A 22,714-nucleotide genomic window follows, 5' to 3' on the forward strand; every position below is an offset into this window, starting at 1 on the left:
CCCCTCAGGAGACCCGCACATGGCCCGCCAGAACTACGAGCTCGGACTCGGCATCATCGAGGAGCACATCGACCTCGCGACTGCCGTCGCCGACCTTGCGGAGAGTATCTTCACCGCCGACGCGATCCGGGCGATCGTGGAGGCGAAAAAGCCCGAGAAGTACCCGCCGTTCTGGAAGTCACTCGTGGACTACGAGCTCCTGGGGCTCCACATCTCCGACGAGCTCGGAGGTTCGGGTGGCGGGCTCACCACCCTGGCTGTCGCACTCGAGGCCGTCGGCCGGCATGCACTGCCGGGGGCGTTCACCCCGACGGTGCTCGCCTCGGCCCTGTTGCAGGCCGCAGGCGGAGAGGCGACCGCGCTGATCCCCGCCCTCATCGACGGTACGACGCTCGCGGCCGTTGCGCCGGAGACCTCGGCGCTGCCCGTTGCGGAGAGTCATGGCGCCGGGGCCGGAGGCCTGAAGGTCAGCGGCACCTGGGACGGTGTCGCAGCAGGCGACGTCGCGGACCTGCTCGTCCTTCCCGTCGCCGTTGACGGTGCCGTCCGCTGGATCGCGGTCGAGGCGGGCGACGCCACCATCACGCCCCAGGACAGCGTCGACGTCCTCCGCAGCGCAGCACGGGTGACCCTCACCGACCTCGTCGTTCCGTCCAGCCACGTGCTCTCCGGCCTCACCGCCGAGCGCGCCCGCTCCATCGCCGCTGTCGTCCTCGGCGCCGAGGCGACCGGTGTCATCTCCTGGTCCGTCGCCGCGGCGTCCGAGTACGCCAAGATCCGCGTGCAGTTCGGGCGTCCGATCGGGCAGTTCCAGGGCATCAAGCACAAGTGCGCCTGGATGGGCATCGCCCTCGAGCAGTCGCGCGCCGCCGTCTGGGACGCCGCCGCCGCGATCGACAAGGGTGACGACTCGGCTGACTTCGCAGGCAACGTCGCCGCGGTCGTCGTACCCGACCTGGCCGTCACCGTGACCCAGGACTGCATCCAGGCCCACGGCGGCATCGGCTTCACCTGGGAGCACGACGCCCACCTCTACTACCGCCGCGCCCTCGCTCTCCGCGGCCTGCTCGGCACCCGGGAGGCGCGCGCGCTCCGCGTCGCCGACGACGCGATCGCCGGCAACGTCCGCGCCCTCGAGATCGAGCTGCCCGCGGAGGCCGAGGCGATCCGTGCGCAGGTCCGGGCCGAGCTCGACGTCATCGCCGCGATCGAGGACGACGACGAGCGCTTCCTGGCCCTCGGCGACGGCGGCTGGGTGCTGCCGTACTTCCCCAAGCCCTACGGCCGGTCCGCCGGCCCGCTCGAGCAGATCGTCATCGCCCAGGAGCTCAAGGCCTCAGGCATCCAGGTGCCCAACCTGCTGATCGGCGTGTGGGCGCTGGCCTCGATCGTGGGCCACGGCTCCGAGGAGCTGAAGGAGGAGCTGGCGATCCCGACCCTGCGGGGCGAGCTGATGTGGTGCCAGCTCTTCTCCGAGCCGGGGTCCGGCTCCGACCTCGCGTCGCTCCAGACGAAGGCGACCAAGGTCGAGGGCGGCTGGAGGATCAACGGCCAGAAGATCTGGACGTCAATGGCGCAGTTCTCCGACTGGGGCATCCTCATCGCCCGGACCAACCCCACCGCTCCCAAGCACGAGGGCATCACCTACTTCCTCCTCGACATGTCGAAGGAGGGCGTGGACGTCCGTCCCCTCAAGGAGATGACGGGCTCGGCGCTCTTCAACGAGGTCTTCTTCGACGACGTCTTCATCGAGGACAAGTACGTCGTCGGCCAGGTCGACAACGGCTGGAAGGTCACGCGCACGGCGCTGGCCAGCGAGCGCGTCGCCCTCTCGGGGAAGATGGACGCCTACGCCAACGACCGTGACCTCCTGCGCTTCGCCAACGACCGGGACCTCAGCACCGTCGCCCGCTTCCAGCTCGGCGAGCTCGTCGCGGAGTCGCAGGCGATCGACGTGATGGGAAACCGGATCGTCCTCAAACAGCTCCTCGGCTCGGACAGCTCCACCACTGCCAGCGTCAACAAGCTGCTCGCGATGGGGATCAGCCAGAAGATCGCCGAGTTCATCACGGCCGAGCTGGACGTCGCGGGTGCCTACTCGGTGCCCGGCGCTCCGACCGACCACGCGCTCGAGCAGCTGCTCGCGGGCCGTGCCACCACCATCTACGGCGGCACCACCGAGGTGCAGCTCAACCTCATCGGCGAGCGCATGCTCGGCCTGCCGCGTGACGCGGAAATCAAGGGAGCCTGAGCCATGTACGCCTGGTCTGACAGTGACATCGCGATCCGCGACGCCGTGCGCGAATGGATCGACGCCGAGGTGCGCCCGCAGCTCGACGAGCTCGAGACCGGCGCTATCCCGCCGTACGACCTGGCGCGGAAGCTCTTCAAGGACTTCGGCCTCGACGCCATGGGCGGCGAGATGGTCGGCAAGTGGCTCGCCTCCGAGCGTCGTCGCGCCGAGCGCAAGGCCGCTGCAGCTGCGGCCGAGGCCTCTGGTGAGCCGGTTGCGCCGCGTGAGAAGAAGCCGAAGAACGACGACGCGGACTCGATGGCCGGCTTCCTGTCCATGGGCGCCGTGATGGGGGCCGAGCTCTGCGGCGTCTCGCTCGGCAGCCTCGTCTCGATGGGCGTCTCGATCGGCCTGGGCGCCTCGACCATCGCCACCAAGGGCACGCTGGAGCAGAAGGAGCGCTGGCTCCCCAGGATCGTCACCGCCGAGCACATCGCGGCCTGGGCGATCACCGAGCCCGACTCCGGGTCGGATGCCTTCGGCGGCATGAAGACCACGGCTCGCCGTGACGGCGACGGGTTCATCCTCAAGGGGCAGAAGACCTTCATCACCAACGGCCCGTACGCCGACGTGATGGTGGTCTACGCGAAGCTCGACGAGGGCGACGGCACGCCGATCCGCGACCGCAAGGTGGTGGCCTTCGTGCTCGAGAAGGGCATGCCCGGCCTCACGCAGGGCAAGCCGTTCAAGAAGATGGGCATCATGTCCTCGCCCACCGGCGAGCTCTTCTTCGATGACGTGCGGCTCACGATGGACCACCTGCTCGGTGGCGAGAAGGCGCTCGCCGCAGGCAGGGACAACGACGGCCGCGACAGCGCCCGGCAGAGCTTCGTCCTCGAGCGAGTGGCGTGCGCCGTCGGCTCGCTGGGCATCATCAACGAGTGCCACCGGCTCTCGATCGCCTACGCCAAGCAGCGCGAGCTGTGGGGTCAGCCGATCTCCGACTTCCAGCTGATCCAGCTCAAGCTGGCGAAGATGGAGGTCGCCCGCCTCAACGTGCAGAACATGGTCTTCGTGACCCTGGAGAAGGTGAAGGCGGGCCAGCTGCCGACCCTGGCCGAGGCATCCGCGATGAAGTACTACTCGACGGAGGCGGCGACCGACGTCGCGATGGAGGCCGTGCAGCTCTTCGGCGGCAACGGCTACATGGCGGAGTACCGCGTCGAGCAGCTGGCCCGCGATGCCAAGTCGCTGATGATCTATGCCGGCAGCAACGAGGTCCAGATCACCCACATCGCGAAGGGGCTCGTCGCGGGATGAGTGCGGAGCACTACGACGTCGTGGTCGTCGGGTCCGGTTTCGGCGGCTCGGTCACGGCGTTGCGGCTCACCGAGAAGGGCTACCGGGTCGCCGTCCTGGAAGCGGGTGACCGCTTCGAGGACGCCGACTTCGCTGCGAACAACTGGGACCTGAAGCGCTACCTGTTCGCCCCGGCGGCGGCCTGCTACGGGATCATGCGGATCGACCTGATCAAGGACTGCCTGATCGTGGCGGGCGCCGGTGTCGGGGGTGGATCGCTGGTCTACGCGAACACTCTCTACGAGCCGCTCGACCCGTTCTACTCCGACCCGGCCTGGTCCGGGATCACCGACTGGAAGTCGGAGCTCGCGCCCTACTACGACCAGGCGAAGCGGATGCTCGGGGTCACCACGTGCCCGGTCACCACGCCCGCTGACGACCTCATGCGTGAGGTGGCCGAGGAGATGGGGGTCGGGCACACGGTGCACCCGACGCCCGTCGGGGTCCTCTTCGGAGGTCCGGGGGACCGGCCCGGTGACGAGGTCGCCGACCCCTTCTTCGGAGGAGTGGGGCCGAGCCGGAACGTCTGCCACAACTGTGGCGAGTGCATGACCGGCTGTCGCCACAACGCGAAGAACACGCTCGTGAAGAACTACCTCCACCTCGCCGAGCGCGCGGGGGCGGTGGTCCACCCGCTGACCACGGTGACGCGGGTCCGCCCGCAGTCCGACGACGGCCCCGGTCGGTACGTCGTCGAGGCACGCTGGACGAAGGCCAAGCTGTCGCGGCGCTCGGCGGTCAAGACCTTCACTGCCGACCACGTCGTCTTCTCGGCAGCTGCGCTCGGCACGCAGAAGCTGCTCCACCGGCTGAAGGCGACGGGCGACCTGCCCGGGATCTCCGACCGCCTGGGCGAGCTCACCCGGACCAACTCCGAGTCCATCCTGGGCGCGCTCGCTCCTGACACGGAGGTCGACTACTCGCAGGGCGTCGCGATCACGTCGTCGTGGCACCCCGACGAGCGCACGCACATCGAGCCGGTCCGGTTCGGTCACGGCAGCAACGCCATCGCGTTCCTGCAGACCGTGCTCGTGGCCGGCGGTCCGGGCGTCCGGCGCCGGTGGGCGGCCGAGCTGATCCGGAAGCTTCCGCACCTCACCGACTACTACGACGTGAAGCACTGGTCCGAGCGCGCCGTCATCGCGCTGGTCATGCAGGCCGTCGACAACTCGATCACCGTCTCCGCGCGGCGTACGCCCATCGGGTGGCGGCTCACCTCCAAGCAGGGCCACGGAGATCCCAACCCGACCTGGCTGCCCGTCGGCCACGAGGCCGTGAAGCGCATGGCGGCCCGGATGAGCCGGGACGGCAGGCCGGGCCAGGCGGAGTCAGCATCGGCGAGCCCTTCGGCCGACCGGCCACCGCGCACTTCATCGGCGGCTGCGCGATCGGTGACTCTCCGGCCACGGGCGTGGTCGATCCCTACCAGCGGCTCTACGGCTACGACGGGTTGCACGTGGTCGACGGGTCAGCGATCTCCGCCAACCTCGGCGTGAACCCGTCGCTGACGATCACCGCCCAGGCCGAGCGGGCGATGGCGTTCTGGCCCAACAAGGACGGCGAGGATCCGCGCCCGCCGCTGGGCGCGGCGTACCAGAGGATCGGTCCGGTCGAGCCTGGCAATCCGGCGGTCCCCGTCGCTGCGAGCGGCGCGTTGCGCCTCCCGCTCGTGCAGGTCAACGGTTCGCGGGAGTGATCCGGAGGCCGGCCGGATTCGCTCAGGCGGTCGGGAGCAGGTCCGCGATCAGCGCCTCGATGCGCGTCTTGATCTCGTCGCGGATCGGCCGGACGGCGTCGAGCCCCTGGCCCGCCGGGTCGTCGAGCTTCCAGTCCTCGTAGCGCTTGCCCGGGAAGTAGGGGCACTCGTCGCCACAGCCCATCGTGATCACGACGTCAGAGGCCTGGACGGCCTCGGTGGTGAGCACCTTGGGCTGGTTGCCCGCGATGTCGATGCCCTCCTCGGCCATGGCGGCGACGGCCATCGGGTTGATCTCGTTGCCGGGCTTCGAGCCGGCGGAGAGCACCTCGATGCGGCCCTCGCCGAGGTGCTGCAGGTAGCCGGCGGCCATCTGCGAACGACCGGCGTTGTGGACGCAGACGAACAGGACGGTGGGCTTTTCGCTCATCGCTGGAGAGCTCCTTCTCGGGAGAGTTCTTCGGAGTTGGTGGAGGAAAAGATGGCGCGGACGAGGACGACCGCGAGTGCGGCGCCGACGACCTGCATGCCGAGGAACGCCGGGACCGATGCGGGCGCGATGCCCGCGAAGGTGTTGGAGAACATCCGCGCGATCGTGACTGCCGGGTTGGCGAAGGACGTCGACGACGTGAACCAGTACGCCGCGGTGATGTAGCCGCCGACCGCGTAGGCGATCGTGTCGGTCCGGCCCGAGCGGATGGCCCCGAAGATCACGAGCACCAGGCCGAGCGTCGCCACGACCTCGCCGAGCCAGAGGCCGGAGCTGCTGCGGTCGTGAGTGGAGATCGAGACGGCGTCGAGCTCGAACATCAGGTTGGCGGCGATTGCGCCGACGGTGCCGCCGGCGATCTGGGCGACGGCCAGCGGCGGGACGTTGCGCCACGGCGTACCGCCGAGGACTGCGTCGACTGCGGTGACGACCGGGTTGAACGCTGCGGAGACCGGCTGGAGCGTGAGGATCAGCGCGACGAGGACTGCGCCGGTGATCAGGCTGTTGGCCAGCAGCTGCAGGGCGACGTCGTCGGTGAGCTGGGTCGCCATGATGCCCGAGCCGATGACCGTCGCAACCAGGAACGCCGTGCCGACGAACTCCGAGGTGACCTGGCGGACCAGGGCGGTCACAGGCCGCCGCCGATCAGGGCGGCGAGGTCGCTGAGCGCCTCGGTCTTCACGGAGTAGTAGACCCACGTGCCGCGCTTGCTGCGGTCGAGGAGTCCGGCCTCGTGGAGGACCTTGAGGTGGTGACTGATCGTGGGCTGCGACAGGTTGAAGGCGTCGTTGAGGTCGCACACGCAGGCCTCGCCGTCGGCGTGCGCCGCGACCAGCGACAGCAGCCGCAGGCGGACCGGGTCGGCCAGCGCCTTCAGCAGGGGCGCGATGCGCTCGGCCTGCTCGGCGGCCAGCGGAGTGGACATCAGCGGAGAGCAGCACGCCACCGTCTGGACGGGCGTGAGCTCGATCAATGACTTCGACACACATCTATGTTGACGGATGTCTATGTTCGTGGCAACCTCGGACATAGACAACCATCGATATAAGGAGTCACCATGTCCCGCATCCAGCTCGCGCTCAACGTCGACAACCTCGAGGAGTCCATCGCGTTCTACTCCGCGCTCTTCGGCGCGGAGCCCGCGAAGCGCAAGCCCGGCTACGCCAACTTCGCGGTCGCCGAGCCGCCGCTCAAGCTCGTGCTGATCGAGAACCCGGGCCAGGGCGGCTCGTTGAACCACCTCGGCGTCGAGGTCGACGACACCGACGCTGTCGACGCGGTCCAGTCCCGTCTCGGTGGTGCCGGCCTCGCTTCGACCGACGAGCGCGACTCGACGTGCTGCTACGCCCGCCAGGACAAGTTCTGGGTCGAGAACACCCCGGACGGTGAGCGCTGGGAGGTCTACACGGTCCTCGAGGACTCTGAGACGTTCTCCGCGACGTCCGAGGCTGGGAGCCAGTGCTGCGGCACGGAGACGCTGGAGCTGCAGCCGACAGCCGCGGCCTGTTGCTGACCGCGGCTGCCGGGATTCCCGGGGTCTGAACGGCAGTGTCAGTAGCTGTCCGCGTTGCGCCGAGAGCGCGGCGCCAGGACCAGTGAGAGAACGATCGCGAGCGCACCCGCGATCACGAGGATCCAGCCGAGCGCGTCGTCGTTGACGTACTGAATGTCCACGGTGATGACGTCGAGGGTCAGGATCAGGCCGAGGACGAGCAGCACGATGCCGAGTCCGATGTACATGGCAACACTCCTGTGGTCGGGAACGGGACAGCCCTCCTGTTCCCCGAGGAGGCGATCTCCATGCCTGCTGGCGAAATCAGCAGAGGCCCCCACCGCATGCGATGGGGGCCTCTGAACTGTCGGGCTGACAGGATTTGAACCTGCGGCCTCTTCGTCCCGAACGAAGCGCGCTACCAAACTGCGCCACAGCCCGAACCCCACGAGCCGCGTACGGCGCGTGAGCAGGTTGGAGCATACCGGTAGATCCGGCGCCCCCTGAAATCGGGCAGGAATCGGGTTCAGCCAGTGCGTGCCGTGAGCGTGAGCAGGGTCGCTTCCGGACGGCATGCGACGCGGATCCGGGCGTAGGGATTGGTGCCGAGGCCGGCCGAGACGTGCAGCCAGGACGAGCCGGCATCGCCGGGAAGCGAGTCCGCCGGGTGCCGGTGCAGACCCTTCGCGCGGGCGGGTTCGAGGTCGCAGTTGGTGGTCAGCGCGCCGATCCACGGCAGGCAGACCTGCCCGCCATGGGTGTGGCCGGCGATGATCGCGTCGTAACCGTCGGCCGCGAACTGGTCGAGCACGCGAAGGTATGGCGCGTGGGTGATGCCCAGCCGCACGTCGGCGTCCGCGGGGGCCGGGCCCGCGACGGCGGCGAGGTCGTCGTACTCGAGGTGGGGGTCGTCGACGCCGGCGAACGCGAAGCGCGTCCCGCCGACGGTCAGCCAGGCCGTGGCGTTGGTCAGGTCCAGCCAGCCGGCGTTGGTGAATCCGTCGACGAGGTCGGTCCAGGGCAGCTTCGGGCCGTTGTTGTGGCGGATGCCGTCGTCGGGCAGGAGGTACTTGAACGGGTTGCGCAGGCTCGGCGCGAAGTAGTCGTTGGAGCCCAGCACGAAGACCCCGGGCGCCTCGAGCAGACCGGAGAAGTCATCGAGGAGCGCCGGGACCGCCTGCATGTGCGCGAGGTTGTCGCCGGTGTTGATCACCAGGTCCGGCTTGAGGTCGGCCAGCCCGCGCACCCATGCCCGCTTGGCCTCCTGGCTCGGCGTGAGGTGCAGGTCGGAGAGGTGCAGGACTCGCAGCGCTGCATGGCCCGGGGGCAGCAACGGCAGCGTCACCTCACGCAGCGTGTAGGCCCGCGCCTCGCACACGGCGTACGCCGTCAGCGCTGCGCCGCTGACCGCGCCGACCGCGAGCCCACGCAGGGCAACGGTGCGGGCGAGCCGAAAGCCGGTGGGAGCCATCCCTCAAGGCTGCCACAATGGCTGGCATGAGCGCTCTCAAGGACCAGCTTCGTGCCGACCTCACCACCTCGATGAAGGCGCGTGACACCGAGCGGTCGGGCACGCTGCGCATGCTGATGACCGCGATCGGCAACGCCGAGGTCGCCGGCAAGGACCGGGTCGAGCTCGACGACGAGCAGGTGCTCGCCGTGCTCACCACCGAGGCCAAGAAGCGCCGTGAGGCAGCTGTCGCCTTCGACGAGGGTGGCCGCTCCGAGATGGCCGCCAAGGAGCGCTCGGAGCTCGAGGTCATCGTGACCTACCTGCCCGAGCAGCTGACCTCCGAGGAGATCGCGGACATCGTCACCAAGGCCGTCGAGCAGACCGGCGCCGCGGGTGAGGGCATGAAGGCCATGGGCAAGGTCATGGGCGTCGTGTCTCCGCAGGTCAAGGGTCGCGCCGACGGTGGCGCCGTCGCTGCGGAAGTACGCCGCCAGCTCGCCTGAGCGGACGGGGCTACCCGTTGCCGTTGCCGGGTTTGGTCTCGGTGGGCGCGGGCGTCGTTGTGGCCGTGCCGGTGGGCTTCTTGGTCGGCTTCTTGGTGGGCTTCTTCGGCGGCGGGACGTAGGGCGTGCCGTCGCTGACGTAGATGGTGATCAGGTCACCGCTCGACGCGGAGCCGCCGCCACCGGGTGAGGTGTAGGCGACCGTGCCCTGCGGGTAGCTCGAGTCGACCTCGCCGGAGGAGACGGTGACGTTGAAGCCCTTCGACTCCAGCAGGTCCGTGGCCCTCTTGACGCCCATGCCGCCCGTGCTCGGGACGGTGAGGATGAAGCCCTTGATCTCGCCGGGCGGCGGGATCTGGAAGTTGGTGTCAGGCAGCCACTGCGCGATCGCGCTCATCGCCGCCGACCAGATGGGACCGGTCGTGCCCGCACCTGAACCGTTGCCGATGTAGCGACCGCCGACGGACTGGCCGTTGAGGCTGATCGGGTGCCCCTCGTCGTTGACGCCGCCGATGAACGCCGACATGGCGAGGTTCGGCGTGTAGCCGGTCAGCCAGGTCGCCCACGACTTCGTCTCGGTACCCGTCTTGCCCGCGGTCGGCTGGCTGATCGGGATGCCGGACGCTGTGCCGCCCGACCTGAACGCGCCCTGCAGGACGTCGTTGACCGCGTCGGCGACGGCGCTGGGCAGCACCTGGGTGCAATCCTTCGGATACTCCTTGACGACGTTCTTGTTGGCGTCGAGGAGGGCCGTCACTGGCCGCGAGGCGCAGTGGATGCCGCGCGCGCCGAACGTCGCGTAGGCCTCGGCGACCTCGAGGGGCGAGGTGACGGACGTGCCGAGCACCATCGCTGGCTGCCGCTCCTTCACGGGCACGGTGACGCCCATCTTGTTGGCCAGCTGCCACGGCTCGCAGACGCCGGTCTTCATCTCGAGCTGGGCGTAGAAGGTGTTGATGGAGCCGGCGGTGCCGGTGTAGAGGTTGCGTGCGCCGGCGTTCTGGTTCCCGGCGTTGCCCACGTCCCACGTGCCGACGAAGTTGCCCGCGCCGGGACAGTTGGCGAAGTTGCCCTGGGCAAGGCTCAGGTCCGCAGGCGCGTTGAAGGTCGTGGTCAGCGGGATGCCCTGACGGATCGCCGCCGCGAGCACGAACGGCTTGAACGTCGAGCCGGGCAGGAAGCCGCCGGAGCCGCCGTACTTCTTCGGGACGACGTAGTTGATGAAGCTCTCGCCACGCCTCTCGTTGAGGCCCATGGGGCGCGACTGCGAGATGGCCCGCACCTCACCGGTGCCCGGCTCCACCATCGCCAGGCCGCCGATGGCGTTGTCGGTCGGGTAGACGTAACGGCTCACCGCGTCATCCGCTGCCTGCTGGAAGCGGACGTCGATGGTGGTCTGGATGGTCAGGCCGCCGGACTCGAGCAGCGACTTGCGGGCTTCCTTCGTGGCACCCAGCGCGGGGTCCTCGAGGAGGTAGGCCATCACGTAGTCGCAGAAGAACGGCGCGCGGGAGAACATGCAGCCGTTGCGGTTGGGCGTGATCTTCAGGCCGATCGGCTTGGCGGCCTCGGCCTCCGCAGTCGCCACGGGGATCACGCGGAGCTCGGCCATGCGCTCGAGGACGGTGTTGCGACGGCTGAGTGCCTTGCCCGGGTTGTTGGTGGGGTCGTAGCCGACGGGGTTCTTCACCAGGCCGGCGAGCGTGGCCGCCTGGCCGAGGGTGAGCCTCTTGGCGTCGGTGGAGAAGAAGTGACGGGCGGCGGCCTGGATTCCGTAGACGCCGTCACCGAAGTAGGCGATGTTCAGGTAGCGCTCGAGGATCCAGTCCTTGGAGTAGTTCTCCTCGAAGGCGATCGCGTAGCGCAGCTCGCGGATCTTGCGGGCGAAGGTCTGTTCCTTCGCGGCCAGCTGGTCTTCCTTTGTCTTCGCCTGACTGAGCAGGGTCAGCTTCACCATCTGCTGAGTGATCGACGATCCACCCTGGACGACGCCACCGGCACCGGCGTTGGTGACCAGGGCGCGCATCGTGCCCTTCAGGTCGAGCGCGCCGTGCTGGTAGAAGCGGTAGTCCTCGATGGAGATGACCGCCTGGCGCATGACCTCGGCGACGCTCGTGAGCGGAACGCTGACCCGGTTCTCGTCGTACAGCGTGGCGATCGGGCTGCCGTCCTTGGCCAGGATCCGGGTGCGCTGCGGCAGCGGCTTGGTCTCCAGGGCGGCGGGCAGGTCGCGCATCGAGTCGGCGACGTCGCGCGCGGCGAAGCCGAGCACACCGGCAAACGGGATCGCGAGACCGGCGACGACGAGGCCGAGAACGGCCGAGACCATCGCCATGACACCAAGGTGTGCGAGCACCTGGTTGGGAGGTACGCGGTCCTCGTCCAAGGGTTCAGACATGGGCCCAACAGTACGGGACAGGCACCGGGCGATCTCAGGTACGACGCCGCCCGGGTCACCCGTCGCCTAGTCGGAAGTAGTCCAAAGGGACTATGGGTTTTGGCCAACTCGTGTCTGTTTCAACCAACTCCGAGTTCCTAGGGTCTGTATTGGGGATTGGCCCGTGGGGACTGTGGCTGGAAAACGAACGGTTCCCCCTTCTCGGATGGGGATGAACATGTGGGTTGAGGATTGGGCTTCAGCGGCCGCGTGTCGCGGAACGAAGCCGGACGAGCTGTTCGTGCGGGGTGCCGAGCAGAACAAGGCCAAGCAGGTCTGCGCCGGGTGCCCTGTGCGCACCGAGTGCCTCGCCGAAGCGCTCGACAACCAGATCGAGTGGGGCGTCTGGGGCGGCATGACCGAGCGCGAGCGCCGCGCCCTGATCCGCCGTCGTCCCGAGGCCTCCTGGCGCCAGGTCCTCGAGACCGCCAAGGACGCCCACGGCCGCGTCGCCGTCTGAGGCAGTTTCACCGGTCGACCGGTGAAACTTGCACTTGTTGTGCCGTGCAACGCGCGACAAGTGCCCGAATCACCGGTCGGCCGGTGAAACCGTCAGTGCTGGTCGGCGAGCAGCTGACCGATGTGGCGCAGGCCATCGAGGTCGTGCACATCTCCGGCGAGCGCCGGGACCACCGCCGTACGCACGGCGGGGTGGGCTGAGGCGAAGCGGGCCCGGAGCACGTCCTCGCGCTCGACGATGCGGACCCGGTCGGCGTGCAGGCGCAGCAGCCCGGCCGTGAGCTCTGCCGTGTCGTCGTCGGTCTTCTTGCGCAGTCGCGCGGCCGCCGTCATCGCCTCGTCGGCGGAGAGGTCGCCCTCGGGCCGCGGGCTGGCACGGTTCACGACCAGGCCGGCGAGCGGCATGCGGTCGCCGGTGAGTCGCTCGACGAAGTACGCCGCCTCGCGCAGCGCGTCCGGCTCCGGAGCCGCGACGACGAGGAAGGCCGTGCCCGGGTTCTGCAGCAGCGCGTACGTCTGCTCTGCACGTGCCCGGAACCCGCCGAAGAGGGTGTCGAAGGCGGTGACGAACATCTTCAGGTCGCTCAGCACCTGCGCGCCGATGATCTTGTTGAGCGCGTTGACCACCAGTCCGAAGCCGGCCGCCATCACCTTGGCGGTGCCCTTGGTCGGCGCCAGCAGCAGCCGGATGAAGCGCCCGTCGAGGAAGCTCGAGAGCCGCTCCGGTGCGTCGAGGAAGTCGAGGGCCGAGCGCGACGGAGGCGTGTCGACCACGATCAGGTCGTAGGTGCCCTGCGCCCGGGCGTCGCGGTGGAGCTGGCCGAGCTTCTCCATCGCCATGTACTCCTGCGTGCCCGCGAAGGAGCTGGAGAGCGCGATGTAGAAGGGGTTCTCCAGGATCAGCTTGGCCTTCTCCGGCGTCGCCTGCGCCTCGACGACCTCGTCGAAGGTGCGCTTCATGTCCAGCATCATCGCGTCGAGACTCCCGCTCCCGGAGACGCCGGGGACAGGGCGAGGAGTGTTGTCGAGCTTCTCGATGCCCATCGACTGCGCGAGGCGGCGAGCCGGGTCGATGGTGAGCACGACGACCTTGCGGCCGAGCTCGGCACCACGGAGCGCGAGCGCAGCTGACGTCGTGGTCTTGCCGACGCCGCCCGAGCCGCAGCAGACGATGATCTCGGTCTTCGGGTCGGTCAGCAGCGCATCGATGTCGAGCGCGCCGGCCGGAGCCGTCGTGCGGTCGCTGGCCAGCGGGCCGATCCGGGTCTGTGGCTTGGTCATGCCAGCCCCTGCTCGCGAAGTAGTCCGGCCAGCTCGTAGAGCCCGCCGATGTCCAGGCCGCCCGCCACCCGCGGCAGCTCGTACGTCGGGACGCCGAGGTCGGCGATCAGTGTGCGCTGGCTGTCCTCGAGGGCGCGACGCTCGGCGTGGTCGCGCGCCTCGTCGAGCAGGCTGGTGACCAGGGCATCGTCGGCGTCGACCCCTGCACTGGTCAGCGCCGCGGCGATGGCGGAGCGATCGACCTCGTCGGAGCGGATGGCGTCGAGCTCGGTGGCCTCGATGTCGCGCGGGCGCACCAGGTTGACCACCACGCCGCCCACCGGAAGCGCCGCCTTGTGGAGCTCTGCGATGCCGTCGGCGGTCTCCCGCACCGGCATCTCTTCCAGCACGGTGACCAGGTGGATCGCGGTCTGCGGCGAGCGGAAGAGTGTCATCACGGTGTCGGCCTGTGCCTTGATCGGACCGACCTTGGCCAGGCCTGCGAGCTCGCCGTTGACGTTGAGGAACTGGGTGATCCGGCCGGTCGGGGGAGCGTCGAGCACGATCGCGTCGTACCCGTGACGGTCCTTGGAGCTGGTGCCCTTGCGGCGCGCGGTCTTGGCGGCCTCGAAGACCTTGCCGGTCAGCAGGACGTCGCGGACGCCCGGCGCGATCGTGGTCGCGAACTCGATGACGCCGAAGCGGTCGAGTGCCTTCCCGGCGCGTCCGAGCTTGTAGTACATCGAGAGGTACTCGAGGAAGGCCGACTCTGCGTCGATGTGCAGCGCGTAGACCTCGCCGGGCTGCTGGCCGCCCTCGGTGAAGAGCCCGGTCGCGATGCGACGCTCCTCGTAGGGGAGCGGGGGGACGTCGAAGAGCTGGGCGATGCCCTGGCGCCCCTCGACCTCGCAGAGCAGCACTCGCTTGCCGGTGCTGGCCAGTGCCAGGGCCAGGGCGGCGGCCACGGTCGACTTGCCGGTGCCACCCTTGCCGGTCACGACGTGCAGGCGCGTCTTCGGCCAGTCGGAGCTGCTCACGGAGGTGAGGCTATCTGGCCGGGCCCGGGCGCGGCGACGAATGTGACCGGCCGCGCAGGCGTGAGCGCGCAATGATGTGCAGATGGACCCGCTCTTTCTCGACAAGGCATCCCCGGACATCTACGGGCACCTGATGGACGCCGCGCGGGCGGCTGGCGCCGCTGCGGCCGCCGCCGGTCTCGACCGCCGTCTCGTGGAGCTCGTCAGCCTTCGCGTCTCGCAGCTCAACGGTTGCTCCTATTGCCTCGACGTGCACACCGCCCGGGCGCTCAAGGCGGGCGAGACGCCCCAGCGCCTCGGCGTACTTCCCGCCTGGGCGGAGGCCGGCCTCTACACCGAGATCGAGCGGGCCGCGCTGGAGCTGGCCGAGGCGATCACCGTGCTGCCCCACCCCGAGGAGCGGCTCGACCTCGAGTTCCGCGTCCGTGAGGTCCTCAGCGACGCGGAGTACGCCGCGGTGGCGTGGCTGGCGATCAGCATGAACGCGTTCAACCGGATTTCGATCACCAGCCGCCACCCGGTGACGCCCCGGAAGTGACGTGGTGCGGGACTGGGTAACCTCGACCCATGACCAAGTGGGAATACCAGGTTGCGCCCGTCCTCAACCATGTCGCCGGCCAGATCCTCAACAACTTCGGCCAGGACGGCTGGGAGCTCGTGACGATCACGGACAACGGCTCCGGCAACCTTGTCGGCTACTTCAAGCGCCCCCTGGAGGGCTGAGGCGTGAGCACCCCCGAGGAGCGCCTGGCCGAGCTCGGGCTGACGGTGCCCACGGTGGTGCCGCCCCTCGCGGCGTACGTCCCCGCGGTGCGCACCGGCAACCTCGTCTTCACCGCCGGCCAGCTGCCGATGCGTGACGGCGCGCTGCTGGCGACCGGCAAGGTCGGCGCGTCCGTCACCGCGGAGGAGGCCAAGGAGTGCGCGCAGCAGTGCGCGCTCAACGCCATCGCCGCGGTGAAGGCCGAGATCGGCGACCTCTCCCGCGTACGCCGTGTGGTCAAGGTCGTCGGCTTCGTCGCCTCGACGCCGGAGTTCACCGGCCAGCCCGGTGTCATCAACGGCGCCTCCGAGCTGCTCGGCGCGGTCTTCGGTGACGCGGGCATCCACGCGCGCTCTGCCGTGGGCGTGCCGGTGCTGCCGCTGGATGCCCCCGTCGAGGTGGAGATCCTCGTCGAGATCGCGGACTGACGCGGCTCCGCACGATGGATCCCGCTCGCACGCTCCCGCCGCACCTCGCCGAGGCTGCGCGGGCCCATGCGAGTGGTGAGCGCACGCCGACCGAGCCGCGGCTCGCCTCGACCGTGGTGCTGCTGCGATCTGGTGACGGCAAGGCGGGTGGGCTCGCGGCCTACCTGCTGCACCGACACCTCGGCATGGAGTTCGCCGCGGACATGTACGTCTTCCCCGGCGGTGGTGTCGACCCGCGCGATGCTGGGCTCGACCCGGAGCTGTGGGCAGGGCCTCCGGTCGCGGAGTGGGCTGCCCGTCTGGGATGTCGCGAGGAGCAGGCGACCGAGCTCATCTGCGCTGCCGTCCGCGAGACCTTCGAGGAGTCGGGGGTGCTTCTGGCCGGCACGGCCTCGACTGTTGTCGACGACACGACCGGCGACGAGTGGGAGGCCGACCGGGCAGCGCTGGAGTCCCGCTCGCTGTCGTTGACCGAGCTGCTCACCCGGCGGGGGTTGGTCCTGCGCACGGATCTGCTTGCTGCACTGAGCTGCTGGGTCACGCCGACCTTCGAGTCGCGCCGCTATCGCACCTGGTTCTTCGTCGCCGAGTTGCCGACAGGCCAGGCCACCCGCGATGTCTCGACGGAGTCGGATCGCGTTGCCTGGTTGACGATCCGCGCTTGTCTCACTGCCGTGATGGCGGGCGAGATCCTGATGCTGCCACCGACCTCCGCCAGCCTGGCCGAGCTCTTCTCTGCGCGGACGACGGCAGAGGCGCTGGCGATCGCCGACGCGACGCCCTGGGAGGTCATCGAGCCGACCTTCGATCTCGAGAGCGAGACGCTGGTCATCCCCGACCGCTTCGTCGAGCTCGGACGGAAGGTGCTCGCACAGCTCGGCGGAGGTGGCGACGCGTGAGCTGGAGCGGCGGCAACTTCGGCGCACGGGGCACCTGCGTGCTCGCGCCCAACGCCAACATGATGACGCTCGACGGCACCAACACCTGGGTGCTGCGCGAGCCCGACGGCCGACGCTCGGTCGTGGTCGACCCGGGTCCCGACATCGAGAGCCACCTCGACGCGATTGCCGCGGAGGCGGGTGACGTGGCGGCCGTGCTGCTCACGCACCACCACCTCGACCACTCCGAGGCGGCCCGGTCGTTCGCGCAGCGCGTCGGGTGCGGCGTACGTGCTCTGGACCCGGCCTACCGGCTCGGCAGTGAGGGACTCGGAGCCGGCGACGTCGTCGCGGTCGACGGACTTGAGGTGCACGTGATCGCGACGCCCGGCCACACCGCGGACTCGTTGTCGTTCCTGGTCCCGGCGGACGGATCGGTGCTCACCGGCGACACGGTGCTCGGCCGCGGCACGACGGTCGTGGCGCACCCGGACGGGCAGCTGGGCGCCTACCTGGATTCGCTCGATCGCCTGCACGCACTGGCTTCCGAGCACGAGATCCGGGAGATCTGGCCCGGTCACGGCCCCGTCATCACCGACGCGCTCGGGGCGCTCGACTTCTACATCGCCCACCGCCGCGACCGGCTCGCCCAGGTTGAGAAGGCGCTCGTCGACCTCGGAGCCGACGCGAGCCCGCGAGCAGTCGTCGAGCGGGTGTACGCCGATGTCGACCCGATCCTGTGGGGCGCCGCCGAGCTGAGCGTCCGCGCGCAGCTGGCCCATCTGGCGCGCTGATCACCGGTAGGATGGCCGACGGAGTGCCGGGAAGTCTGGTCGGCCCGCAGCGCGAGCAGCGGTCATCATTCAGCGACCGACCCCAGGAGACCTGTGGCCTTCCCCCAGATCCGACGCCTCCGCTTCCTTCCAGACCCGACCTCGAGCGACGGCACGTTCGTCTCCGACATCCTGCGCAAGGAGACCGTCGGCGGCGCGATCGCGCTGCTGGCTGCCGCCGTGGCCGTGGTCTGGGCCAACACGTTCGACCACTCCTACGAGACGTTGCGCCACTTCGACATCGGCCCGCTCAACGTCGAGCAGTGGGCGGCCGACGGTGCCCTGACGCTCTTCTTCTTCGTGGCTGGCCTCGAGCTCAAGCGCGAGTTCGTGATCGGGTCGCTGTCGCGGGTGGCTGACGCGATCGTTCCCGTCGTCGCAGCGGCATGCGGTGTCGCGGTGCCGGCGCTGATCTACCTGGCGATCAACCTGGCGCACCCCGAGGGACACCCGGTCGGCTGGGCCATCCCGAGTGCCACTGACATCGCGTTTGCCCTTGCTGTGCTGGCGGTTGTGGGCTCCGCCCTGCCGCCGCAGCTGCGCGCGTTCCTGCTGACGCTCGCCGTGGTCGACGACCTGATCGTCATCGTGATCATCGCGGCCTTCTACTCCGGCACCCTGTCCTTCGCCCCGCTCGGGTTCGCCGTGCTCTGCCTGATCGCATGGACGCTGCTGCAGCGCTTCCGGATCAACCTGTGGTGGCTCGCGGTGCCGATCGCGATCGCCGCCTGGTGGTTCACCCACGAGAGTGGCATCCACGCCACCATCGCGGGCGTCGCGCTCGGCCTGCTCACCCGCGTACGCCGCGACGAGGGGGAGGACGCGAGCCCCGCCGAGAGCCTCGAGCACCGGCTTGTCCCGCTGAGCTCGGGCGTCGCCGTACCCTTCTTCGCGCTCATGTCCGCAGGTGTCGTGATCACCGGTGGCACCGACCTGTTGCGGGACCCGGTCGTGATCGGCGTGCTGCTCGGCCTCGTGATCGGCAAGCCGCTCGGGGTCTTCGGTGGCTCGTGGCTGCTGTGCCGGCTGACCCGCGCGGAGATCGACGACGACGTGCTGTGGCGCGACGTACTCGGTGTGGCGATCCTGGCCGGGGTCGGGTTCACCGTCTCCCTCCTCGTCTCCGACCTGTCCTTCGCGGGTGCGGAGCGGGATGCGGCGAAGGCAGCCGTGCTTGTTGCCTCCGTGATCGCCGCGGTCGTCGCTGCTGTGGTGCTCAGGCGGCGCAACCAGATCCGCCGCGCTGCCGTTGTGTAGAGTCGCGAACCGACCCGCCGGACCACGCACAGGAGCACTTTTCATGGCCCAGAACCAGGTGGCTCAGGATCAGATGAAGCAGATGAGCGAAGAGCCGACCATCGGCAAGCTCGTCGTCGACGCTCAGCGCGACATCTCCAAGCTGATCTCCGCAGAGATCCAGCTGGCGAAGACCGAGCTCAAGGTCAGCGTGAAGGCCGGCGGCATCGGCATCGCGCTCTTCGCCGTGGCCGGCTTCATCGGCCTGCTGTCGATCATCATCTTCTCGGTCGCGCTCGGCTTCCTGATCCACTGGAACGGCTCCGGCCTCGACCTGCACTGGGCATTCCTGATCGTGTTCGGCGTCTACGTCCTGGTCGCCGCCCTGCTTGCGTTCGTCGGCTTCCTCAGCGTGAAGAAGGTCAAGGGTCCCGAGCGTGCGCTCGCCCAGGCCAAGCAGAACAAGAAGGCCTTCAAGCACTCCTGACCGTCGACACGGCGCAAGGTTGGCGTCGACACGGCGCAAGGTTGGCGTCTTGCCGCCTGCGCGCCGGGCAATCGGGCCGCAATCCCCGGCCCCGGTCTTCTGGGCCCGCTGTCCTGGCCCGATCGGGGCCAACGTTGACGGTGCCGACGATCTGGGACCGGGTGTCGCCAACGGGCTCTGCCATCGCGCCGACATTGCGCCGTGTCGACGCCGACATTGCGCCGTGTCGACCTCGAAGTCGCGCCGTGTCGACGGACCAGGTCAGCTGGCGCAGGCGCCGGTGTCGACCTCGTCGGTCGCGGCGATGCCGGCATCGCGGGCACCCGCAACGGCCGCGGCCGTCAGGGCGTAGCCGGTGTCGGCGTCACTGACGGAGGCCGCGAAGATCACGCCGGCCACGTTGCCGGAGGTGTCGACCAGCGGGCCGCCGGAGTTGCCCGGGCGGATCAGGCCGCGCAGCGAGTAGACGCTGCGCAGGACCGAGCCGTTGCCGTAGATGTCGGGGGAGCGCAGGCGCTGCTGCTGGCGCACGCGGGCCGCCTGCGCGTTGTAGGGGCCGTCCTGGGGGTAGCCCAGCAGCGCGACCTTGGCGTTGGTCTCGGCGCCGGGTGCGAAGTGCAGCGGCTCGATGCCGAGGTCCTGGATCGCGAGGACGGCGATGTCGAGGTCGCTGTTGTAGTAGACGACGCGGGCGTCGATGGTCTTGTCGCCGATCAGGATCTGCGGGTCGTCGACACCGGCAACGACGTGGGCATTGGTCATCAGCCGGTCACCGCGGATCAGGAACGCGGTGCCCTCGACGCCACGGCCGCACGAGTTGTTGCCGTGCACCTTGAAGACCGCGCGGCGTGCGCGCTCGATGTCGGGGTCTCGGAGGATCCCGCGCGCCGGCGGGTCGACGGCGACGATCTGCTCGGGTGCGAAGGGCTCGAGGTAGCGCGGGAAGAAGGTCGTGCCGACGACGTCGTTGAAGGCCTGGAGGCCCTGGTAAGCCTGGTCGGGAAGTACGTCGTCGACGGTGGCGAGCACCTTGGAGTCACGCACGATCGGCGTGACCGGGCCGAGCCGTGAACCGGAGATCGCGACACCGAGCGCCCAGGCGACCAGCAGCACCGCGGCCATGCTCAGGACGGCACCGCCGGCGGCATCCACCGCGCGCACCGGCTGCCACTTGATCCGGGCACGCATGCGGGCGCCGCTGTACTGCATCAGCGCCTGCCCGACCGTCGCGCAGAGGATCACGATGAACAGCGCGCCGAGGGAGACCCACAGCGACGGCTCGACGTTGCCCAGGGCGCGGGGAGCCACCCAGATGCCGAGCAGGCCGCCGACCAGCAGGCCGACCGTCGCGAATGCACCGGTGATGAACCCCTGCCAGTAGCCGGACAGCGCGTAGGCGCCGAGGAGCAGCAGCAGGATCCAGTCGAGCAGGTTCATCGGCCGGGGCCCTCCTGGAACTCGGTGTTGGGCACGGGGTACGCCGGGATGGGCCGTCCCTCGTTGCCGCGTCCGACGATCATCCACTCTTCGACCGGATGTGTGCGGTCCGTGTCCCACGGGCGTGTCCAGCCGACATGGTCGAAGAGCCGCGAGATCAGGCCCGCGGTGAAGCCCCAGAGGACACCTCCGCCGATCTCGTCCGGGAGGAGGAAGCCGGGGCTCGCGAAGCCGATCGGGTGCACCATCGTCACCCGGTGCTCGGGATCGAGCAGGGTCGACAGCGGCACTCGGAGGATCGCGTGGACCTCGTTGGGGTCCACGACGCTCACCGGAGATTCGGTGGTCCACCAGCCGAGGACGGTGGTGACGGCGAAGTTGCTCGGCGGGAGCCACAGCTCCGGGAGCGCTCCGAAGACCTGGACTCCGGCGGGGTCGAGCCCGGTCTCCTCCTGCGCCTCGCGCAGGGCCGCTGCGACCGGGCCGGAGTCCTCGGGATCGAGGCTGCCGCCCGGGAAGGAGATCTGGCCGGGGTGCGACCGCATGTTGTGCGAGCGCTCGGTGAGCAGGATGTCGGGCCCGTCCGGTCCCTCGCCGAAGAGCATGAGCACCGCAGCCTCGCGTGGCGTGGGCCCGTCACTGGGCGGCGCGAAGCGGGAGAGGTCGTCGGCACGGATCGTGTCCGAGCCTGCGATGAGCGGGGACAGCCACTCGGGCAGGCCCTCGGTCTCGAACTGGACCATCTCGCTCATCAGCTGGCCTTCTTCGCGGTCGCCTTCGCGGCGGACTTCACTGTCGACTTCGCAGGCGCGACCGGGCCGAGTGCGTCCTCGCCGAGGTGCTGGGCAGCGAGGTCCTCGAGCTGCTTCAGCGAGGTGATCTCCATGGCCTTGGTGACGGCGGTGCCGCCGTTGTCATCGCTCCACACCGTCAGCCGGCCCTCGGCGTCGAGGAACGCGATCGTCGGCATGTAGACCACGCGCAGGCCCGCCCCGGCGACGGCCGTCTCCGTATCGGCAACGAGCGGGAAGGTGACCCCGCTCTTCTGCGCCAGCTCGAGGGCGGCGTCGGGGTGGACGTCGTTGGTGTCGATGCCGAGTACGCCGACGCGGCCGGCGTACTTCTCCGCGAAGCGCTGGTAGATCGGGAGCTCGCGGCGGCACGGGCCGCACCAGCTCGCCCAGAAGGTGATCACCAGCGGGCCGCGGAGGCCGGCGAGCGACACGTCCTCGCCTCCGCCGAGGCAGGGGAGGACGACGTCCGGGAGGCCGCCCTTGACCGCGTCTTCGGAGGAGGGTGCGCACGGCTCGATGCCGGCCTTGTCCCGGAGCGCCCGCAGGGCTGGTGTGTCGACGTCGATGTGTGCAGCGCCCGGTGCGCCGATCTCGCTGGTCGGGCCACAGGCAGCGAGGAGGGCCAGGCTGAGGACGCCGAGGAGGACAGTCATGAGCCGCGTCATGCGCGGCCCTCGGTGCGGACCAGCTTCGCTGCCTCGGCGGGATCAGTCGGGCCCTCGCCGAAGGCCGGGCACCAGTGCGCGACCGGGCAGGCACCGCACGCGGGCTTGCGGGCATGGCAGATGCGCCGGCCGTGCCAGATCACGTGGTGGGACAGCATCGTCCAGTCGCGCTTGGGGAAGAGCTCCGCGATCGCGAACTCGACCTTCACCGGATCGGTCTCGTCGGTCCAGCCGAAGCGGCGCACCAGCCGGCCGAAGTGCGTGTCGACGGTGATGCCGCCGATGCCGAACGCGTTGCCGAGCACCACGTTGGCGGTCTTGCGGCCCACCCCGGGCAGCGTGACGAGGTCGTCGAGGCGCGGCGGCACCTCGCCGTCGTACCTCTCGATGAGAGCGGCGCTCAGCTTGAGCAGGCTCTCGGTCTTGGCGCGGAAGAAGCCGAGCGGGCCGAGGATCTGCTCGAGCTTGTCGCGGTCCGCCTGGGCCATCGCCTGCGGATCCGGGTACGCCGCGAAGAGGGTCGGCCGGACCGCGTTGACCCTCTTGTCGGTGGTCTGGGCCGAGAGGACGGTGACCACGAGAAGCTCAAAGGGGTTGGCGAAGTCCAGCTCGCACTTGGCGTCGGGGTAGGTCGCGGCGAGCACGCGATCGACCTTCCGCGCGCGGCGTACGAGGGAGGTGTCGGGCACGTCGACAGCCTACGTGCGGGCACCGAGTGTCGGGCCGATGGCGAGCCGCGCTGGCCATCTGATGTGATGTTTGGCAATGATGTGA

Annotated in this window: 26 protein-coding genes and 1 tRNA gene; 14 read left to right on the forward strand and 13 right to left on the reverse strand. The window is 69.5% G+C overall.

Going from position 1 to position 22,714, the window contains the following annotated elements:
* The first annotated feature begins 19 nt into the window (after positions 1 to 19).
* Genes D4739_RS07095 through D4739_RS17335 form a run of 4 tightly spaced genes read left to right on the forward strand, consistent with a single transcriptional unit; the run spans position 20 to position 5,288 of the window.
* Entirely contained in the window at positions 20 to 2,251 is a 2,232-nt protein-coding gene (locus D4739_RS07095; protein WP_120059914.1) for an acyl-CoA dehydrogenase family protein, read from the forward strand.
* Positions 2,252 to 2,254: 3 nt separating this feature from the next.
* Complete coding sequence (locus tag D4739_RS07100) at positions 2,255 to 3,553, forward strand: acyl-CoA dehydrogenase family protein (protein ID WP_120059915.1); 1,299 nt, start codon at positions 2,255 to 2,257, stop codon at positions 3,551 to 3,553.
* Complete coding sequence (locus tag D4739_RS07105; RefSeq protein WP_274380480.1) at positions 3,550 to 5,088, forward strand: FAD-dependent oxidoreductase; 1,539 nt, start codon at positions 3,550 to 3,552, stop codon at positions 5,086 to 5,088. The genes D4739_RS07100 and D4739_RS07105 overlap by 4 nt, the downstream gene beginning before the upstream one ends.
* On the forward strand, positions 5,004 to 5,288 hold the full coding sequence (locus D4739_RS17335; RefSeq protein ID WP_274380481.1) for a GMC oxidoreductase: 285 nt from the start codon (positions 5,004 to 5,006) through the stop codon (positions 5,286 to 5,288). Before D4739_RS07105 ends, D4739_RS17335 begins: the two co-directional genes overlap by 85 nt.
* Positions 5,289 to 5,310: 22 nt before the next feature.
* On the opposite strand, the gene D4739_RS07110 is transcribed toward D4739_RS17335, so the two are convergent.
* The 3 genes from D4739_RS07110 to D4739_RS07120 are packed head-to-tail and all read right to left on the reverse strand — an operon-like array spanning position 5,311 to position 6,703.
* Entirely contained in the window at positions 5,311 to 5,718 is a 408-nt protein-coding gene (locus D4739_RS07110; protein ID WP_120059916.1) for an arsenate reductase ArsC, read from the reverse strand.
* A complete protein-coding gene (locus D4739_RS07115) occupies positions 5,715 to 6,410 on the reverse strand; it encodes an aquaporin (protein WP_120059917.1) in 696 nt (231 codons plus the stop codon). The genes D4739_RS07110 and D4739_RS07115 overlap by 4 nt, the downstream gene beginning before the upstream one ends.
* On the reverse strand, positions 6,407 to 6,703 hold the full coding sequence (locus D4739_RS07120; RefSeq protein WP_238473551.1) for an ArsR/SmtB family transcription factor: 297 nt from the start codon (positions 6,701 to 6,703) through the stop codon (positions 6,407 to 6,409). The genes D4739_RS07115 and D4739_RS07120 overlap by 4 nt, the downstream gene beginning before the upstream one ends.
* A 132-nt stretch (positions 6,704 to 6,835) precedes the next feature.
* Between D4739_RS07120 and D4739_RS07125 the strand changes: the two genes are divergently transcribed.
* On the forward strand, positions 6,836 to 7,291 hold the full coding sequence (locus D4739_RS07125) for an ArsI/CadI family heavy metal resistance metalloenzyme (RefSeq protein WP_120059919.1): 456 nt from the start codon (positions 6,836 to 6,838) through the stop codon (positions 7,289 to 7,291).
* 38 nt (positions 7,292 to 7,329) lie between these two features.
* On the opposite strand, the gene D4739_RS07130 is transcribed toward D4739_RS07125, so the two are convergent.
* From D4739_RS07130 to D4739_RS07140, 3 genes are all read right to left on the reverse strand, one after another.
* The gene (locus D4739_RS07130) at positions 7,330 to 7,518 is read right to left on the reverse strand and encodes a DUF6458 family protein (protein ID WP_120059920.1); all 189 of its coding nucleotides are present in this window, start codon (positions 7,516 to 7,518) and stop codon (positions 7,330 to 7,332) included.
* Positions 7,519 to 7,637: 119 nt separating this feature from the next.
* A tRNA-Pro gene (locus D4739_RS07135) sits at positions 7,638 to 7,711 on the reverse strand.
* Between the two features lie 85 nt (positions 7,712 to 7,796).
* Complete coding sequence (locus tag D4739_RS07140; RefSeq protein ID WP_120059921.1) at positions 7,797 to 8,741, reverse strand: metallophosphoesterase; 945 nt, start codon at positions 8,739 to 8,741, stop codon at positions 7,797 to 7,799.
* Positions 8,742 to 8,767: 26 nt separating this feature from the next.
* Here D4739_RS07140 and D4739_RS07145 point away from each other — a divergent pair, with 26 nt between their 5' ends.
* Entirely contained in the window at positions 8,768 to 9,226 is a 459-nt protein-coding gene (locus tag D4739_RS07145; RefSeq protein ID WP_120059922.1) for a GatB/YqeY domain-containing protein, read from the forward strand.
* 10 nt (positions 9,227 to 9,236) lie between these two features.
* Here D4739_RS07145 and D4739_RS07150 read toward each other — a convergent pair whose 3' ends face one another.
* Entirely contained in the window at positions 9,237 to 11,624 is a 2,388-nt protein-coding gene (locus D4739_RS07150; RefSeq protein ID WP_182920337.1) for a transglycosylase domain-containing protein, read from the reverse strand.
* A 217-nt stretch (positions 11,625 to 11,841) separates the two neighbouring features.
* Here D4739_RS07150 and D4739_RS07155 point away from each other — a divergent pair, with 217 nt between their 5' ends.
* A complete protein-coding gene (locus D4739_RS07155) occupies positions 11,842 to 12,123 on the forward strand; it encodes a WhiB family transcriptional regulator (RefSeq protein ID WP_120061775.1) in 282 nt (93 codons plus the stop codon).
* Positions 12,124 to 12,215: 92 nt separating this feature from the next.
* Here the strand turns inward: D4739_RS07155 and bagB are convergent, their stop codons facing one another.
* Together bagB and bagA are read right to left on the reverse strand one after the other, a co-directional pair.
* Positions 12,216 to 13,403, reverse strand: a complete 1,188-nt coding sequence (gene bagB / locus D4739_RS07160) for an ArsA family ATPase (protein WP_120059923.1) — start codon at positions 13,401 to 13,403, stop codon at positions 12,216 to 12,218.
* Positions 13,400 to 14,491, reverse strand: coding sequence for an ATPase BagA (bagA, locus tag D4739_RS07165; protein ID WP_476638908.1), 1,092 nt, complete (start codon positions 14,489 to 14,491; stop codon positions 13,400 to 13,402). Before bagA ends, bagB begins: the two co-directional genes overlap by 4 nt.
* A gap of 10 nt (positions 14,492 to 14,501) precedes the next feature.
* On the opposite strand from bagA, the gene D4739_RS07170 reads away from it, so the two are divergent.
* The 7 genes from D4739_RS07170 to D4739_RS07200 all read left to right on the forward strand — a co-directional run bounded on the left by D4739_RS07170 (position 14,502) and on the right by D4739_RS07200 (position 19,044).
* Positions 14,502 to 14,957 carry a carboxymuconolactone decarboxylase family protein gene (locus tag D4739_RS07170; RefSeq protein WP_120061776.1) on the forward strand — a complete coding sequence of 152 codons (456 nt, stop codon included), beginning with the start codon at positions 14,502 to 14,504 and terminating at the stop codon, positions 14,955 to 14,957.
* A gap of 29 nt (positions 14,958 to 14,986) precedes the next feature.
* A complete protein-coding gene (locus D4739_RS07175) occupies positions 14,987 to 15,142 on the forward strand; it encodes a Sp36 family protein (protein WP_120059925.1) in 156 nt (51 codons plus the stop codon).
* Between the two features lie 3 nt (positions 15,143 to 15,145).
* Positions 15,146 to 15,610, forward strand: a complete 465-nt coding sequence (locus D4739_RS07180) for a RidA family protein (protein WP_120059926.1) — start codon at positions 15,146 to 15,148, stop codon at positions 15,608 to 15,610.
* Between the two features lie 14 nt (positions 15,611 to 15,624).
* Positions 15,625 to 16,509 carry an NUDIX hydrolase gene (locus tag D4739_RS07185; RefSeq protein ID WP_182920339.1) on the forward strand — a complete coding sequence of 295 codons (885 nt, stop codon included), beginning with the start codon at positions 15,625 to 15,627 and terminating at the stop codon, positions 16,507 to 16,509.
* Entirely contained in the window at positions 16,506 to 17,282 is a 777-nt protein-coding gene (locus D4739_RS07190; protein WP_338016262.1) for an MBL fold metallo-hydrolase, read from the forward strand. Before D4739_RS07185 ends, D4739_RS07190 begins: the two co-directional genes overlap by 4 nt.
* A 93-nt stretch (positions 17,283 to 17,375) precedes the next feature.
* Complete coding sequence (nhaA, locus tag D4739_RS07195) at positions 17,376 to 18,578, forward strand: Na+/H+ antiporter NhaA (RefSeq protein WP_238473553.1); 1,203 nt, start codon at positions 17,376 to 17,378, stop codon at positions 18,576 to 18,578.
* A 43-nt stretch (positions 18,579 to 18,621) separates the two neighbouring features.
* Positions 18,622 to 19,044, forward strand: a complete 423-nt coding sequence (locus tag D4739_RS07200; RefSeq protein ID WP_120059927.1) for a phage holin family protein — start codon at positions 18,622 to 18,624, stop codon at positions 19,042 to 19,044.
* 261 nt (positions 19,045 to 19,305) lie between these two features.
* Here D4739_RS07200 and D4739_RS07205 read toward each other — a convergent pair whose 3' ends face one another.
* From D4739_RS07205 to nth, 4 genes are read right to left on the reverse strand one after another with little or no spacing between them, the layout of a single operon-like run.
* On the reverse strand, positions 19,306 to 20,481 hold the full coding sequence (locus D4739_RS07205) for a MarP family serine protease (protein ID WP_120059928.1): 1,176 nt from the start codon (positions 20,479 to 20,481) through the stop codon (positions 19,306 to 19,308).
* Positions 20,478 to 21,233, reverse strand: a complete 756-nt coding sequence (locus tag D4739_RS07210; protein ID WP_238473554.1) for an NUDIX hydrolase — start codon at positions 21,231 to 21,233, stop codon at positions 20,478 to 20,480. Before D4739_RS07210 ends, D4739_RS07205 begins: the two co-directional genes overlap by 4 nt.
* The gene (locus tag D4739_RS07215; protein ID WP_120059929.1) at positions 21,233 to 21,940 is read right to left on the reverse strand and encodes a TlpA disulfide reductase family protein; all 708 of its coding nucleotides are present in this window, start codon (positions 21,938 to 21,940) and stop codon (positions 21,233 to 21,235) included. Before D4739_RS07215 ends, D4739_RS07210 begins: the two co-directional genes overlap by 1 nt.
* Positions 21,937 to 22,629 carry an endonuclease III gene (gene nth, locus D4739_RS07220; protein WP_120059930.1) on the reverse strand — a complete coding sequence of 231 codons (693 nt, stop codon included), beginning with the start codon at positions 22,627 to 22,629 and terminating at the stop codon, positions 21,937 to 21,939. Before nth ends, D4739_RS07215 begins: the two co-directional genes overlap by 4 nt.
* Between the last annotated feature and the right edge of the window lie 85 nt (positions 22,630 to 22,714).

This window comes from Nocardioides cavernaquae (genome assembly GCF_003600895.1).
Taxonomy (GTDB): domain Bacteria; phylum Actinomycetota; class Actinomycetes; order Propionibacteriales; family Nocardioidaceae; genus Nocardioides; species Nocardioides cavernaquae.